The following is an 18,435-nucleotide window of genomic DNA, read 5'->3' as shown; positions in this document are numbered from 1 at the left end:
TAACGTTGAAATTATAGATTTTATAGATGAACTGCGACTTTCTGTAGTCGAAAGATAACGAGAAAATATAAGTTTAGACAATTACAATCTAGAATATTAAGACCCCAAATCTGACGTATTCTACCATAACAAGACTTAACCTATGCTCCCACAGAAAACAAGGCATTTGCTATATGCCGTGCTGTTGGTGTTTATATCAATTTTTTGTTCCACAGTACTTGCAAAAACAGAGGTGAATAAGGTATTTGCCAAGGTGGTAGATGCTGTCTCTGGAACTAGTAAAGCCAAAAAAACTGAATCAACCGAGGTACAGTCCTCCAAGGTTCGGGCACACGATGCAATTACCGCTTCTGCTCCCATGTTCATGACAATTATTCAGGGAGCCAATGAGGAGGTGATATGCCCCAATGATGGTAGTACACTGGCCAAATTCTTCTTATGTGGAACCAGTGATATCAGAAATTTAACCCTAAGTCAATCCGGCAGTAGTTATGAATGGCAACAATTGGATACCAACACTTGTGCCCCAACTGTTGTAGATGATTGTCCAACCATTAATGCAGCATGTAGTTGGAATACCGTAGGGACAGGAGCAACCTATAGTTTGTCGTCTGCTGGTGAATTTCGGGTACGAGTGGATTCAGGTCAGTATTTTTATTTCAAATCCACCTTGAACCCATTGGATCCCCAATTGATTCACGAAGATATCATCTGTGGGAATCCGGGTAGGGTGGAAGTAACCAATGTACCGGCCGGATATGAATATAGCATAAGTGGTGCTACAGGGCCGTATCAGGATGATCCTTTCTTTGATGTAACCACTGCTGGGAATTATAGGGTGTGGGTACGTTTGAAAAATGTGTCGGCCAGTGCCTGTGTCTTCCCGTCCAATACCGTTAATGTTCAAGATTTGGATATTACAGTGGATGTCACCGCCAATGATATTCTATGTAGTGGAGAGTTGGGAAGTGTGGACGTGCAGGTTTCCGGTGTTCCAGGATTCTTTACCTACAGGCTAATAAAAAATGGGATTACGGTTGATACCTTTGGACCCAATGCCTCGGACAGCTACACCTTTGCAAATGTTGGTCCAGGGACCTATTCCATTCGGGTGGATACCAATGACTGTTCCGAGACTATTACAACGGTTACCGGTGGAGGGCCTATCGAAATAGGTAGTGGTATTAGTCCTTTGGATGTTTCTGCAACGGCTTCTGACAGTTTTGGCTGTGGAGCCACTTCGGTAGATGTCAATTTAAGCACTTCAGGAGGTACCGCCCCTTATCGCTATAGTGTGGATGGAGGTCCATTCAGTTCTACCTATACAGGTTCTACTACTTTTTCCGTTACCTCCGCTGCCACCTATAATATTTTGGTGGAAGATGCCAACGGATGTCAAAGAACGGCCTCTGTGGACGTTCAGGACATACCACCACCCTTGTTCAACTTTACTGAAGAAGACGCCAACTGTGGTGGAGCAAATGATGGAAGGATAACCATAAATGTAACCAACGGATTTGGATACGAGATAGAGTACAGTATTGACAACGGTGCCAACTATCAGATTAGTAATGTGTTTTCCAACTTGGCTCCAGGCACCTATGATATCGTTTTGCGATATGAGCAAGATTCCTTTTCGTGTACCACGACACCACAAACTGCTACCGTAGGTACGCCTTCTACCATTAGCGCCACGGCAACACCGGATTCGTCCCCAACCTGCTTGAACGAAAATGGGGGCCAAATTACCATTTCTGGTGTCTCAGGAGGTACAGCACCTTATGAGTATAGCGTTGGTGCTGGATTTGGTTCTGGAAACGTATTTACCAATTTGGGGGTTGGAACCTATACCCCTTTGGTGAGGGATGCCAATGGTTGTGTGCAACCCCTACCGGATATTGTATTCAATACCCTGAACAAACCTACCGACATAGCCTTTACCATTTCCAGTTTGGATTGTATAACCACAACTGCAAGTGTTGGTCTTGTAGTAACAGGTGGTACCGGGCCTTACACCTATGAAATTATTGCTCCAGCGGCAAGCGCAGTCAATAATGGAACCAATGATACCTTTACCGGACTGAGATTGGGAACATATACCTTTAGGGTTACCGACAATGAAGGTTGTTCCTACGATGAAAATTATGCCATAACCGATATCAGTTCCATTGGGGTTCAAGCCCAACAGACCAAAGTGGTTACCTGTGTAGGTGATTCTGATGGGGAAGGAAGATATTTGGTTGATGGATTCAACACCACCTATAGCTACAGCATTGATGGTGGGCCGCTATTTACCGGGCAAAACGCGGGCATAATTCCTGTTACAGGTTTGGCGGCAGGTAATTATGTGATCTCCGTAACCGATGAGGATACCAATTGTACGGATACGGCTACCCTTACCATTGAAGAGCCCTCAACGGCTTTCGCCATTTCCAGTTTGGATGTTACCCCTATGAGTTGTCAGAATGGAAACATTGGCTCCGTACGAATCAACACTGTTGGTGGTTGGGGCGGTAATAGATATACCTTGACCCAGCCTGATGGATCCACCCGTGGTCCAAAAAATGGAAGGGTTTTTTCCAATCTTTCCCAAGACGGCTTGTATCAGGTTAGTGTCACTGATGCCAACGGTTGTACTGTTACAGATAGTTTTACGCTAACCTCATTGCAAGCCCCTACCTTGACATTGGACTTAGGTGCTTCCGACTTTTGCTACGATAACTTTAACGCAGCAACCATAGTAGTCAATGCAACATTGGGTACAGCACCTTATCAATATCGTATCAATGGGGGAGCTTTGGGGGCCAGTAATACATTTTCTGGTCTTACTCCGGGCAACTATACCATAGAAGTGGTGGATGCCAACGATTGTAGAGACACCGTTTCCGCGACCATTGAACCTCAGGTAATGGCTACCGCGGTAACCATTCAGGAGTTGGATTGTGCAGGACCTCCAGGACAGATTCAGGTGAACATTTCCAATGGATACACTTCAGGAGGAGATTATGACATTTACGAAGTCAGCATCAATGGAGCACCTTATACTTCTGATAACAACAATATTACGGGAACTTCCTTTGTATATAATGTTCCCAATGATGGTTCTATCATCTCGGATACCACCTATCAATTTATGATTACCGATGCCCAGGGATGTACCACAGAATCCAACGTGATTACCATAACCCCACCTGAGACCATTGCCGGTTCGGTGGTAGGAACGGACACACAATGTGGTGACCCCAATAGTGGTATTGTGGAACTGATTCCGGATACCTCCCAGGGAATTCCTCCGTATGAATTCAGTAATGATAATGGAGCGACTTTCGGAACACAAAATATTTTCTCGGGTTATGGACCTGGGACACACGGCGGGTTTGTTATTCGGGACAGCCGAGGCTGTGTTAGCCCAGCTTACGATATAACTATTGGCGGAAGCGCTGCCTTGGATGCGACAGCTACGCCGTCTCCTGCAGTCTGCTCGGCCGGATCGGTATTGGGTTCAATCTCAACCACCATCAATAATGGTGTTGCTCCCTTTGACTATGTGTTACTTGATGTTGCGGGAAATTTAGTGGCATCTTCCATGGGAACCGCCAGTACAACGGTCAATTTCCCAAATCTTCCTGCTGGAAACTATACCGTGGTGACCACGGATTCCACAGGATGTGAGGACAGGGACCCAGTGGTGATTGATCAAAATACTCTGGATTTGATTCCTTTAGATCCACCACCGGCCCTTTGTACCGATCCTTTCATTTCTTATCGTGTACAAGCCACTGGAGGTACGGCGCCCTATGAATTTAGATTGGTGGGTGACCCTACTTTTGTACTAGCCAATGTTAATGGTGTTGATATCCATGATTTCTCCGCAGTGGTGACCTTTGGAGTGACCTATTTTGTAGAGGTAAGGGATGCCTTGGGATGTACTTACATAGAGGAAATTGATCCGATTACAGCTCCAAGTCCAGTAACTGTAACAGCTACAGCTACAACGGCCTCCTGTAATGTAGCGGGAAGTGGTGCAATTGATTACGAAGTAACAGGAATTGCAAGCCCCGCAGATTTAACCATTACCCTTCAAAATACAGATACGGGAGCCACTATTACAGGCCCAACCCCACACAACAATGTGGCCATTCCTTTCAATGATACATTCACTGGATTGGCGCCAGGGAACTATCAGATTTTGGTAACGGATAACAATACCGGTTGTACGGGAAGTACCTTGGTCTTTATTGATTTTAGTTCCCCATCCATTGTTATCGATAGTAATGTACAGGCAACCTGTAATGCTGGGGCCTTTGTAACTGTTAGAGGTATTGGTTCAGGAACTCCATTCGGATATGCCTATGTGCCGTCAGGAGACCCTGCTCCAACCGTATTCAATACAGATACTACTTTTGAAATACCAGGGCCATACCCGACCAACTATGATTTTTATGTGCAGGATGCCAACGGCTGTACAGCCATGACAACTGCAACTGTGAGTCAAGAGGCCGGAGTACCAAACCCAACCATTGATGTCACAAATCAATGTACGGCAACCAGTGGATATCAGATTGAAGTACTTTCACCTATTTCAACAGGTTCTGGACTGCCACATGAAACCTTTATGTATGATATTGGTAGTGGATACCAGACCAGCGTCAATTTTGTGGTTCCCAACCCGGGAAGCTATGTAATTACCGTAAGGGATGGTAATGGATGTACCAACACAGTAAATGCGGATGTGTTCGATTTCTTTGCCATTACCGCGGATGCCACTTCATTCCCTACCTGTAATGCCGGTGATGGAGAGATTACCGTGAATACCACTGGGGGTAGTGGAAACTTCGAATTCCAATTGCGGGATGCAGGGACCTTGGCCAATGTGGGACCGGCCCAAAGTTCCAATGTGTTCACCAATGTAATGCCAGGGGATTACAACATTTTGGTAACAGATTTAAGCTCTAATACCGCTCCGCTTTGTTCTGACGAAGCCATTGTGAATGTTTCAACTGTGAATACTCCGGTGATTACAGCAACCCCAAGTACGGATATCTCTTGTAACGGAGCTGATGATGGCACCATTTCAGTAGAACTTCAACCCGGTTCGGATACAGATACTCCGTTGAGTTACATTCTCTATGATGGAGCTAGCGCAACGGTGATTGCTGGTCCACAACCATCACCTGTCTTTGATAATCTTACACCAGATACCTATCAAGTGGAAGTGGTTTCGGATAGAGGTTGTACAGATCGTTCTGGAGACGTGATCATAGCAGAACCCACTTTGTTGTTGGTAGATGCCATTCACACAGAATTCAGCTGTAACCCTTCCAGCAATCAGTTTAGTACGGCCACAATAACCGTTTACACGGATACCAATGGGGATGGAACAGGAACGCCTACAGGAACAGGACCCTATACCTATAGCTTAAACGACGGTACCCCTCAGTTTGATGGCACCAACTTCCAGACCAGTAATGTTTTTGAAGTTATTGACAACGGTACTAACCAAACCTTCATTTTGACAGCTAGGGACCAGAGTGGGTGTGAAGAAACTACCACGGTAAATATCAATACACCAACAGATATCACCTTTAGTTATAATGTAGGACCTATATCCTGTGATGCCTCTGGAAGTGGAGTTAACCCTGGATTTATCGAAATCATTGTCAATGAAGGGCCAGGAAACTATGAAGTTGAGATTTTACCCCTAGGTTCCGAACCTGCCAGAAGTTCGTCCGGAACCGATAGGGTAACCTGGGACATTTCTACTCCAGGGGATTACATCTTTGCAGTGACGGACATAGGAAGTGGAGGTTGTTCTTATTTGACCGCTACCATCAACATGCCAGAATACAATAACATTGAGGCTGTCATAGCTGAGGTACGACCGGTAACCTGTTTCAATGGAAACGATGGTGAAATCAGTTTGGCAATCAACAATTACAGCGGTACTTATAATTATGAAGTCTTCTCCAGGGATAATTCAGGGGTGGAAACCACCACTGGAGTAACCGGTAGTTTTGACACCAATGCCCCGATCAACAGCCCTGAGATTATTTCTGGTTTGCCTGCTGGAAACCTGGTAGTTCATATTGAAGCTTTGGATGATCCATATTGTGATGTGATTAGTAATGTGGTTACCGTTAGGTCTCCGGACCGACCACTTACCGTAACAGCGGTGCAAACTACTGAGGTGACTTGTAATGTTCCTGGATTTGGGGAAATTACGGCCACTGGCGATGGAGGTTGGGGAACCTATGAGTACCAATTGATTGCTCCCGATGGAGTTACCGTGTTGGTAGATTATCCCAATACCAATCCTATCTTCCAAGATTTGTCAACGGGAACCTATACGGTAAATATCCGCGATTTTAGGAGCTGTGAGGAAAGCACAACCATTAACCTGCCATTGCCAGTGCCAATTTCAGCAGATATTCAGGTGGTTCAACCCTTGCGTTGTAACAATGACAATGATGGAATCATTGAAGCTTACAATATGGCGGGAGGACAAGGTCCAGGGAACTATCTATATCAATTGAACAGGATAACGGATGGAACCAATAGTGGACTTCAGACCATTCCAACATTTGCCAACTTGTCTGCCGGGGACTATACCATTACCATTTTTGATGGCTGGAATTGTAGTTTCACCACGGTTCCGATAACCGTTCAAGACCCAGAAATTGTGATCGCGGAATTGGTGGAGCTGCAGCCTCCAGGTTGTGGGGATTTGGGTAGGATGCAATTGACCGTGACCAACCCGGAAGTAGGTGTGGATTACTTCTATAGAAGAGCGGGAACATCCGATCCGTTTACTCCTTTTGGAGCTGGATTGAGCAGCGTTGAAATAGCCGCCGACATTACCATTGATCCCGGACCTTTCCAATATGACGTTCAGAATTCCAACGGCTGTCCGTTTGAGAAATCCAATCAGATTTCATTGGATCCTGCAGCGCCTTTGGTCATAGCTCTTGATCTGACCAACGCAACCATCAATTGTGCTGGGGAAGCAACGGGGATTATCCGCTCGGAAGCATTTGGAGGTATTGGAAGCTATATCTATACCCTATTGAATTCAAATACACCTCCAGTACCTACACCTGCAACAACGGTAAGATCTGCGCAAAGCTCAGGCATTTTTAGGGACTTATTACCTGGAACCTATTATGTATATGCGCAGAGTGGGGGATGTGAGGCCATATCCGACCCCATTGTTATAGAACCAAAACCGCCCTTGGTATTGGAGTACCTGGAAGCCGTTCCAGTAGCCTGTTATGGTGATACCAATGGACAGATTATTATTGAGGCCAGTGGAGGAACAGGAGCCATCCGTTATTCCATTTCTGATACCTTAAGTGAATTTTTTGAGGGCGATGATCCAGCCAATCCAAATAGAAAGACATTTGATGATCTTTCACCAAGAACCTATGATGTGATCATTCAGGATGATTTGGGTTGTACCATTACCCGAACGGTAGAAATAACTCAGCCGATGGAATTGATTGCAGCGGTTGCCTCAACAACTCCTGAAGTTTGTTTGGGGGATATGGATGGTACCATGACCTTGGAGGTCACAGGTGGTACAGCACCCTATTTCACCAGTGTAAATTCTGCTGATGATGCTGACTTTGAGCAAAACGACAGCTTGTTCTTTGATAACCTTCAAGGGGGTGAAACTTATGTGGTCTTCGTAAGAGATTCCAATGGTTGTCAAACCAATGTTACTGTAGATATTGGACTTGGTATTGAATTGATGGCTGAACCTATTGTGGAGTATGGTTGTGAGGGAATCTTCCCCTATAGTACCGCCACGGTTTCCATTGCTGATGATTCCATGCTCAACGACCTACTCTTTTCATTGGATGTGGACGATATTAGTTTGGCCACGGAGCAAAGAACCTTTGGTGATCTTCCTGAAGGCGAGCATACGGTTTACATCTACCATCAAAATGGTTGTGTAACCTTTGTTGAGTTTGAAATAGAGGTATATGAACCATTGACTTTGGAAGTACTCAAAACAGGACCTACCGAAATTAAGGCTATTGCAACCGGAGGTTTCGGAGGGTATGAATATTTCTTCCAAGGTGAATCCTTTGGGGAGACCAATACCTTTACCATTAACCAAGATGCCAATGTCAATGTTATGGTTCGTGATCGTAATGGCTGCGAGGCCAACTTTATGATGGCTTTTGATTTTGAGGGAATGCCGGAAATGCCTCCGTTCTTTACACCTGATGGAGATGGTATGAATGACAATTGGTATCCTAGAAACAGAGAGTTTTTCCCTAATATAGATGTGATTATTTACGACCGTTACGGTAGGGTGATAGCCAGGCTTGATCAGGTACAAAAATGGGATGGTACCTATGAAGGACATCCACTTCCTACTGGGGATTATTGGTACGTCGTCTACGCTAATGATAGGGAAAAACAACAGTACGTAGGACATTTCACCTTATACAGGTAGGTGTAATCCAATTTTTGTTATATTTACTTATCTAAGACTCTGTTTGCAGAATTATTTTGATAGGAGTTATAACCTCGCCTCTTTTTATTCAATGTATATGCGCAAAATAGCTTTTGGCCAGTAAATTGTTGGGCTTTATGGTTTTTTGGGTCTTGACTACTAATCCAAATCTTAAATTCAGGACCACAATGGATTCAAACAAATTTGACCTGCAACTACCCTCTTTTTTGCCTATCGAAACAAAAACCTTGGAATATTCCCTGTTTCTTTTGAACCTATATCTCAACGGATACGGAGATAAACATAAACCCTACAAGATTGACTATCACACCTTGTTGTTGAGCTATCACTTTTGGGGGAAGCGGAATTTGGACGAGTTCTGCCAAAATCAAACATTGAGCTACTTCTTGTTGCACCCGAATGATGATTCCGCCGAGGCCCGGGAGGCATTTTACATAGAAATCAGGGAATTTTTATCTGGGAATTGATTCCTTTCAGGCTATCGCTTTAGGGTAAAATGACCCTTGAAAGACCGACCATCCTCCAAAGAAACGCTGAACCAATAATCCGAAGCAGGTAAGGGCTGACCGTTCCAGCTGCCATCCCAACCCGGGGAAGCGGGATCTACTTGAGCTAGGAAATTCCCGTATCTATCAAAGATATAAACAATGGAACCGGACTGGATATCTGCACTGATGCCTTGTATTTGCCAATAGTCGTTCACATTGTCGTTATTCGGAGTAAAGAAAGCGGGATGTCCTATGACGGAGAATTGGAATTCCACCACCTCACAGCCGTTAATATCCCTAGCATAGGCTTTATGAATACCTGGAGCCACATTTTCAAACACTTGACTTCGCTGGAAGGGCCCAAACGGCGCATCCACCGAAAACTCAAAGTCTCCAAATTCTGCCAATTCCACAGTGGCCGTGGTCTGCAAGCTCACCAATCCATCAACATTTACGTTTAAAATTTCTGGGGGTTCTATAGTTGTGACTTCCACGGTTTTGAAAGCTTCGCATCCAGTTCCATCGGTCATGGTCGCCTTTAAAGTATAGGTTCCTTCCTGTGGAATACCAAAAGTCTGGCTTGTACTTAAAATGTTTCCATCGGCATCCATCCATTCATAGGTATATACATCTTGAACATTCGTTGGACCAATGGAATATGGCAACTGATTTTGGCAGACCTCCAAACTGGAGTCCAAATCAAAAATTGGTCCTTCATCCACCACCAATGTAATGTGCTGGCCAAGTCCAATACAGGCATTTTGGTCTTCACTGTCCACCCTCACCCATAAATTCTGCTGACCAGGGGATAGTACATTTCTATAACGCATTGGGTCTATGGCTTCCAACTCTGACAAGGCATCTTCCGCAGAAGCATAATAGCTGACCTCAAAATTACTTCCCGGAGGGAACAAGGCAAGAATAGTGTTGGTGGCACTGCTGAATTCAAAAGTTCCCACTCCATCGGTGTAATTTTCATTTACACCATCATCGCATGCTTTTACTTCTATATTGAAATCACTGGGAATGGCCGTACTTACAACGCTTAAATCCAAAGTAGTAACACCAAAACATCCCAATTCATTTTCAACTCTCACAAAAAGTTGGGAGCCCAAGGCATTGGAATAAGTTTCAGGATTTGGAACCGGACTGGAACCACCTCTTGCCCCGCGTTCGGAATCATGAAAGCTAAATGTGAGTCCTTCTGCTGCATTGATCAGGGAGCCGGCTTCAAAGAGGTTAAATTCCGAAAATCCGTCCCCATCGGGATCGCACTGAACCAATTGGGCGGGATTTGCCAAGGGTAAAGCAGTTACTTCGACCTCCTTGGTATAAGATTCCACATCCGCGCCTTGCGTAATGGTGGCTGTAACTAGATAGGTACCAGGGACGGAATAGATATGCTCTGGCGCTTTATCCACAGTGTTCAAAATAGGTGATCCGTCCCCAAAATCCCAGGCAATGTTATCTGGGTCCGGGAGATAGTTGGTAGAGAGCTTTGTATTATCTCCAACACAGGCTTCCTCATATTCTACCCGAACTTGAAAATAGGACTGGACAAAGGAGGGAAGTCCTTTCCAGCTGGTGTTTCCAATAGGCAAACCGTCTTCCACGTAATTGCAGGCAGCTCCAAGCTCCTTTGGATTGTTGATTACCCCTAAGTGACGTCTTTGGACATTCGCTTCATAAATTTTTCCGTCTATGGCCAACTGCAGGGCTGTGGGATCCACTGGAGACTCAGCTATCCTTTGGTAGTCGTTGTTTCTCTCCAAATCTATCTGGACCAAAATACTACCGTCATTGTCATGCCCGCTAGGGGGAACATCACCATTATTGAAACTACTTACTGTAGCATACAATTTCTTGGAATCTGGAGAGAATTCCACCCCGTACGCAAAGACAAAGTCATCATCCATCAGTTGTTGGGCGTTGGAAACTGCTCCTGTCAAAATATCGAAATCAAAAAGGTACAGACTACCTGGAGAGTGTCCACTGGGATCCACATTGTTCATAAAGTTGGCCATGGCCAGTTTGGTTCCATCCGGAGACAACTTTATCTGCCCTTTGGCATTCCCGGAATAGGCTCCCAAATGCATTAGTGGACCTACTTGTGATATAACGGGAGTTTCGTTAACTCCATTTTCATCCACTTTAAATGAATAGAATTTATCATGAAAGTGCGCAATCACCCAATAAACATCCTCACAGGGATCCTTGACAGCTGTAAGTTTTTGGGAACATTTCAATGCTCTTTCAAACCGGTTATCGGGATCATAGGTGATTAAATGCGCCCCGCGGCTGCTAATTGTTCCTGGCCCCGTCATGTTTACTTCAAAAAAATTGAGTCCATCGCCATTCCAGATAATGGTATCGACGGTTTCATAATCATCCGTTATAAATAGATAATAGAAGTTTGGAAATCCCGGTTTGGGAACAATAATCGAGGATTGGGTGCTGAAATTACTCCCTGATAAGGCCCTACTTCCTGGCATGCGCCTGTGTAGTCTATTGTAAGCGACTTCTGAATCTGTATAAAAAAGAAGATTCCCTTCTTCCGTAGCAATGGTTGCAGAACCTTCATAGGTGTCCATGCTGCTACCGACCAAGGATTGCGGAACAAGGCTATTAAAGTCCAGACCTGCAAATTGGCCAAAATGCCATATGGCCGCCTCCCTATCTTGAGCGCACACCAATCCAAACCAACATGCCATGAGCAATGTAAGTGTTCTTTTCATAGCGAAATCGGAGTATTATTCCTTTCGTATAGTGATGAAAGTAAATAGCTATCAACTCTAAATATAGTGATTTCAGTGTTTTGGGCATAAAGAGGCGCACAAAAATGGGTGTTCATCGCATTTAATAGATGAACTGATATCCGAAAATACCAAATACGCACCATGTAAAAACAGATGGAAAGGATTTACCGTTTCAAGGTAAAATGGCCCTTGAAGGACCTACCATCTTCCAAGAAAACCGTGAACCAATAGTCTGAAGCTGGGAGCGGCTTACCGTTCCAACTGCCATCCCAGCCTTCGGACGCTGCGTCCACTTGTGCAAGGAAATTACCATATCTATCATAGATGTAGACCATGGATTGGGATTGGATATCAGCACTAATACCTTGTATCTGCCAGTAGTCATTTACACTATCATTGTTTGGTGTGAAGAAAGCAGGATGCCCAATAACAGAAAATTGGTATTCCACTACTTCGCAGGCATTGATATCCCTAGCATAGGCCATGTGCACTCCTGGAGGAACATTTTGGAAAACATTGCTGCTTTGGAAAGGGCCCAATGGGTCGTCCAAAGAGAATTCGAAATTATCAAAGCTTGCAAGTTCCACTGTTGCTGTGGTTTGTAAGCTGACCAGTCCATCCACTTTTACATCCAATATTTCGGGAGGATCAATGGTTGTGACTTCTATCGTACTGAAGGCTTCACATCCTGTACCATCTGTCATGGTTGCCTTTAATGTATAGGTTCCCGCTGCGGGAACACCAAAATTTTGATTGGTACCCAAAATATTTCCCTCTGCGTCCATCCATTCGTATGTATAATTATCTTGTGGATTTCGGGCACTTATAGGATAAGGCAACTGATTCAAGCAGACTTCTATGGAGGGTTCCAAATCAAAAATAGGCCCCTCATCTATAGCTAAGGTAATATGTTGCCCAAGCCCAATACAGGCATTCTGATCCGCTCCATCAACACGAACCCAAATATCCTGTCTATTGGGCGAACCCACATTGCGGTACTGCGTTGGGTCTAACGGATTGGTTTCGGAAAGTGCATCTTCTGAAGAGACATAATAGCTAACTTCAAAATTGCTATTGGCAGGGAACAGGGCCATTATGGCAGCTGTGGCACTACTAAAGTCAAAAGTACCAATGCCATCAGCATAATTGTTGTCTACCCCATCATCGCAGGCCCTAACCTCCAATTGAAAACCACTTGGAATTGCCGTACTCACCACTCTTAGGTCCAAGGTGGTAACATCAAAACATCCCAGTTCATTCTCCACCCTCACAAAAAGTTGATTTCCCAAAGCATTGGAATAGGTTTCCGGATTAGCAATTACGCTTGTACTTGCCCTAGCTCCCCTTTCGGTTTCATGAAAACTGTAGGTGAGTCCTTCTGTAGCGTTTATTAGAGAAGCTGCCTCAAATAGGTTGAATTCTGAGAATCCATCGCCATCTGGGTCACACTGTACCAACTCAGCAGGGTTTGCCAAGGGTAAAGAGGTTACTTCCACTTCTTTGGTATAGGTTTCCACTTCTGCACCTTTGGTAATGGTGGCAGAGACCAGATAAGTTCCTGCGCTGGTATAAACATGTTCCGGTGATTTGTCCAAAGTGTTCAATACGGGTGAGCCATCACCAAAATCCCATTCAATATTGTCGGGGTCTGGGAGATAGTTGGTAGAGAGCTTTGTATTGTCTCCAACACAAGCTTCTTCGTATTCAACCCTCACCTGGAAAAAAGACTGCACAAAAGCTGGAAGCCCTTTTTGACTTGCCCTACCCATTGAAAGGCCATCTTCCACGTAGTTGCATGACGCTCCTACTTCCTTGGGATTATTGATAACTCCAAGATAGCGCCTTTGAATATGCGCCTGATAGATCTTACCATCAATTGCTAGTTGGAGATCCGTTGGATCTACAGGGGAATCGGCTATTTTCTGATAATTGTTATTGTCCTCCAGATCCACTTGGACCAACATGCTCCCATTATTAAAAAACCCACTGGGAGGTACATTTCCGTTGTTAAAACTGCTTACAGTGGCGTACAGTTTTTTCGAGTCTGGTGAAAACTCCACTCCATAAGCAAACACAAAATCATCATCCATTAATTTTTGCTCGTTGGAAACCACACCAGTAAGTACATTAAAGTCAAAAACATACAGGCTCCCTGGAGCGTGACTTTCTTTGTCTACCCCATTCTGAAAATTAGCCATGGCCAAACGGGTTCCATCTGGGGACATTTTAATCTGCCCTTTAAAATTCATAAAAGGTCGGCCGAGCTCTACAGCAGGCCCCACTTGAGAAACCACAGGGGTTTCGTTTACCCCATTTTCATCAATCTTGAACGCATAAAATGAGTCCTTGAAATGAGTGACTAGCCAATAAACCTCCTCGCAGGGGTCTTTGATCGCTGTAAGTTTTTGGGAGCATTTCAGAGCCCTTTCAAAACGGTTACTGGGATCATAGGTTATAAGGTGATTGACCTGATTTCTTATGGAACCGGGGCCCGCCATTCCCACATTGTAGTAATTAAGTCCTGAGCCAGTATATACCACGGTGTCCACTGTCTCATAGTCATCAGTGGTGAACAAAAAATAATTGGTTGGATTGGATGGGTCCGGGATTATAATTGCAGATTGGGTACTTCGGGTACTGCCTATTAGGAACCTACTTCCTGAAATAAGCCTATGGGAGCTGTTATGGGCACTTTCCCCATCTGCATAAAAAATTAAGCGTCCTTCATCGGTAGAAATGGTGGTTGTTCCCTCAAATGTATCTGTTGCGGAATCGGTCAAAGAACGAGGAACCAAACTATTGAAATCCAAGCCTGCATACTGTCCAAAATGCCAAATCGCGGCTTCTCTATCTTGGGAAAAAGCCAGGCTGGTCCAAAATGCCATAAGTATTAGTAGTGCTCTTTTCATGGTCAAATTGGATAACTACAGGGAACATAAATCCTTGAATTTGAGTAGCTATCAAAAATAAATATAATGAATTCGTACTACTGGATTGAAATTAGCTGACAAAAACAGTTGGGTGCCCAAAAAATTGGATGAAATGAATAGTTTGATAAATCTACCCAAATTGTATATTTGCACTCCCAATTTGTCAAGTAAAACTTGGAAATTGGGTATTGTTTATTGAAAATTGTTGACCGAAGGTCAATTACGGGATGTGGCGCAGTCTGGTAGCGTACACGCATGGGGTGCGTGTGGTCGCTGGTTCGAATCCAGTCATCCCGACTTTTAACATTTTGTTAGCAAATTTAACTCTGGTAATCGTTTGATTATCAGAGTTTTTTTGTTTTATGCCTCTATAGAAAATGTTGGATTTTGCTTTAAAACGACCTACAAAGGTTACCTATTCGGTTACCCAGTTTTAAAGCATTTCTGCAAGCCCAATGTTTATGGGTACTTTGGAACTAAGTTCGAATCCAGTAGCGTTAACTAATAAAAATCTAAATTGACTAATAAGTCTCAAAAAAGGTTGGGTTTTCAGCACTTTTGATATGATAATTTGTTTATTTGCCAAGCTTAAGTATCCTAAATGCCCCTTGAATAACAAGTAGGAATACAATTGTGCCGATGATAAGGTCAGGTTTGTTGGAGTCCAGCCATTGCACCAACACACCAGCAGCGATTACCCCCAAATTGATGATGACGTCGTTTGATGTGAAAATCATGCTAGCTTTCATATGAGCCTCTTTCTTGCTCTTTGACTTTTGCAATAGGTAAAGGCAGATACCGTTAGCAATCAGCGCAAAGATTGAAACGATAACCATTGTAGAAAAATCAGGAAGCCTTTCCGCTCCGAAAAAGCGTCTCAAAACTTCCACAAATCCAATAATGGCGAGGGTAATTTGAAAATATCCCGCAAGTTTGGCAATCCGTTTCTTTCTGGCCAAAGTCCCCCCAACCGCAAAAAGACTAATTCCATATACGAAACTATCCGCCAACATATCCAGACTATCAGCAATTAGACCCATGGATCTTGAAAACAGCCCTGTGGACATTTCTATGAGAAAAAAAGCAAAATTGATAGCGAGTACGGCCCAAAGCAATTTTTTCTGGTCAGATTTTTCATCAAAGTTGGTCCTATCAGTTTTTTCGGTGGAGATTCTTCTCCCGCCCAAGTTCAAATCGGCAATCGAATTTTCGATTTTTTCAACCCCACCGTTATGAAAAACCGTCAATTTCCGGTTGGGAATATCAAAGTCCAGTTCGGCAATACCCGGAATCCCATCTAGTTTCATACGGATAAGATTTTCCTCGGAGGGACAGTCCATCTTGGAAATCTCAAACAATGACTTTTTCATCTAATCCTTTAATTAGAAGCAACGGTTTCATTTATTCTTGAGCACCAAATTACTGCATATAAACCTAAAAACCGAGTGTCACAAAAAGGCCATTTCGTGCGACTTTTTCAAGACATTGGGTTTTAATTTATTGACAAGTCCTATTTATTGTCTCATTTAGTGGTTTCGTTAATTCACGTTTTATGGAACAAACGAGCATACCTGAAGAATTATGAACTTTGACCCATTTTTGGTATAGAATAAGTATTTTTAGTGCTAACTGTAGACAATTAATCACTAAATTTATTAAAGCAAGAAAGTCAGCTCGAAAAGTTACCTATTCGGTTACCTATCTTGTGAAAGTCAACATAAAATATTGATATTGAGACGATTGCATTTTTATTCTTAGTGCAGTCATCCCGACAAGCTAAAGCCGGACATATTGTTCGGCTTTTTTTTATTGGACGCTTGTTGATGTCATTTTCATCATTTGCAGATATCCGATTATTAATTTAGTCCATATTCATATAAAAGATGCTGTCTTCCTATGGATACAAACAAAATGTGACTTATCTTACAGTGTCTAACCCTTTCATTTTGAATAAAATGTGTTGAGCAATACGTTTGGATGATGAAGAAAATCAATCTGTTTCTAGCTTTAATAGTTTGTACTTCAGCTTGGTCCCAGTCCAAGATTGAAGGTCACATATATGATCAGACGACCAACACACCCTTACCTTATTGCTCGATCAAAATATATGGATCCAAAGAGGATTATACCATAACCAACGAAGATGGAAAATTTGCCATCGGTTATGAGTTTGCCAACGATTCCCTAGAAATAAGGCATATTGGGTTTAAACCCAAAAAAGAAGCCTTGTCCTATTTTAAATCCGAACCCAGACTGTATCTGGAGACCGATGTCTCGGCTTTGGATGAAGTGGTGCTAACAGCAGGGGAGGACAAAGAATATCCGTATAAATTATTGGCCCAGGTAGTGGAAAAGTACCGCGCAAAAAATAAAGTAACCCATAGCAAGGCTTTTCTTAAGTTGAGTTCGTCCGCTCGGAACATCCCTATAGAACAAATAGAAGGTTTTTATAACAGCGGTCAGAGTTTATCAGAAGGCATCTTGGATTTAAAGGTAAAAAGCGGTCGGTTTGGGCAGAATAAAAAGTTTGCCTTTTACAGTCTGGATAATACTAAAATTCTAAGTGATTTTGAACTGTTTGGAACCACAGGTCAACTATTACCAAATTACCCTGGTAATATGAATTATGAGGCCATTTTCAGAAAATACAAGGTGAGGATTGACCCCTGTACTTCCTGTAACGAGCAGGATGTGGCCATTGCCTTTTTCCCCAAGAGACCCAATGGAAGATTGTTTTATGGCAAACTGATAGTAGATCATGCCCGGTTGATTGTCAAAAGAATTGAATTGGGCGTTAAGGAACCGAGTATTACCAATTTGGCTTCCATTAATGACAATATTGAGCTTATTCCCATGGAAATGCAACTTGATATTGCTTTCGATCCAATGGATTTGGATAAGATCCAATACTTGAATCTGTCATTACGAATGGATTACAGATTCGATAACTTTTCTGAGATCATAGATTCCCGCACCTTTCTCTATACCTATGATTACGATTCCACTTTTGAGATGCCATATTTTACCGAAGAATTGTCTTTCAACAATGATTACGATAAAATTATTGCTTTACAGGCCTCAGATCATTTTTGGGAATCCAACTATCAATTTCCCAAAAGCTTTAAGGATAATCGTTCCATGAACTTCATGAAAGAGCATGGTTATTTGATCAACTATAACAGCTATATTCCCTTAAGTGACCTTATGTATGCAAAACCCTCTGTCTTGTCTTGGCACAAGGACTACCGCTTGCATTGGGAACATCTCACAAACTTTATGCCTGTAGAGGAAGACAAAACAGCCCGAAAAAATGCGAGGGGCAATAGGGATGTAACAGTGGGCAAATCCTTTGATTCGCCTGTAGCGGCCCACATAAAAAGCACAGGTGTTAAAAATAGCAAGGGACTCAACATTACCTATATGGTGGATAGATATCTGGATGGGGAAGGAAAAAACAAAACCGTAAGCCGAACTTTATTAGATCTCAATGCCTCCCAATTTAATAATGATGGCTCCAGAAACAGGTTGGCCTACATCAATATAATTTTTGATATCTATGAGGTTTACCGCCAATTAGCGTCTTCCCGTATCACTGAAAGCATGGGTTCTGAGGAGGCAAAGGCCATATTTGATGAAATATATCAGGGTGCAGCGATTGAGGTCAAAAAAATGGAAAGAGAGACCCAAAGAGGTGCAGATCAGGAAGCCCTACGGCTATGGAACCGAAGAATTAATGCCCGATTAGGGGTGGATAACTTATCATTGAACCGTTGATGATA

6 protein-coding genes and 1 tRNA gene are annotated in these 18,435 nt (G+C 43.2%); 4 read left to right on the top strand and 3 right to left on the bottom strand.

Translation table 11 applies throughout. The annotated features are described in order from the left end of the window. Positions 1–142 precede the first annotated feature (142 nt). Both ACRHOZ_RS02835 and ACRHOZ_RS02830 read left to right on the top strand, forming a co-directional pair. The gene (locus ACRHOZ_RS02835) at positions 143–8,461 is read left to right on the top strand and encodes a T9SS type B sorting domain-containing protein (protein ID WP_431122143.1); all 8,319 of its coding nucleotides are present in this window, start codon (positions 143–145) and stop codon (positions 8,459–8,461) included. Between the two features lie 188 nt (positions 8,462–8,649). Further along, complete coding sequence (locus ACRHOZ_RS02830; protein ID WP_431122140.1) at positions 8,650–8,949, top strand: hypothetical protein; 300 nt, start codon at positions 8,650–8,652, stop codon at positions 8,947–8,949. 11 nt (positions 8,950–8,960) lie between these two features. Here ACRHOZ_RS02830 and ACRHOZ_RS02825 read toward each other — a convergent pair whose 3' ends face one another. Both ACRHOZ_RS02825 and ACRHOZ_RS02820 read right to left on the bottom strand, forming a co-directional pair. After that, on the bottom strand, positions 8,961–11,705 hold the full coding sequence (locus ACRHOZ_RS02825; RefSeq protein ID WP_431122138.1) for a T9SS type B sorting domain-containing protein: 2,745 nt from the start codon (positions 11,703–11,705) through the stop codon (positions 8,961–8,963). 185 nt (positions 11,706–11,890) lie between these two features. Then, positions 11,891–14,635: a T9SS type B sorting domain-containing protein gene (locus ACRHOZ_RS02820; RefSeq protein WP_431122136.1), complete on the bottom strand. Its 2,745-nt coding sequence runs from the start codon at positions 14,633–14,635 to the stop codon at positions 11,891–11,893. Between the two features lie 244 nt (positions 14,636–14,879). On the opposite strand from ACRHOZ_RS02820, the gene ACRHOZ_RS02815 reads away from it, so the two are divergent. After that, a tRNA-Pro gene (locus ACRHOZ_RS02815) sits at positions 14,880–14,953 on the top strand. A 278-nt stretch (positions 14,954–15,231) separates the two neighbouring features. Here ACRHOZ_RS02815 and ACRHOZ_RS02810 read toward each other — a convergent pair. Then, complete coding sequence (locus tag ACRHOZ_RS02810) at positions 15,232–16,026, bottom strand: cation transporter (RefSeq protein ID WP_431122133.1); 795 nt, start codon at positions 16,024–16,026, stop codon at positions 15,232–15,234. 607 nt (positions 16,027–16,633) lie between these two features. On the opposite strand from ACRHOZ_RS02810, the gene ACRHOZ_RS02805 reads away from it, so the two are divergent. Beyond that, positions 16,634–18,430 carry a carboxypeptidase-like regulatory domain-containing protein gene (locus ACRHOZ_RS02805; RefSeq protein WP_431122130.1) on the top strand — a complete coding sequence of 599 codons (1,797 nt, stop codon included), beginning with the start codon at positions 16,634–16,636 and terminating at the stop codon, positions 18,428–18,430. The last annotated feature ends 5 nt before the right edge of the window (positions 18,431–18,435 follow it).

The sequence above is a fragment of the Flagellimonas flava genome (genome assembly GCF_050617915.1).
GTDB lineage: Bacteria > Bacteroidota > Bacteroidia > Flavobacteriales > Flavobacteriaceae > Flagellimonas > Flagellimonas flava_A.
This window is presented reverse-complemented; position numbering and strand designations above follow the sequence as displayed.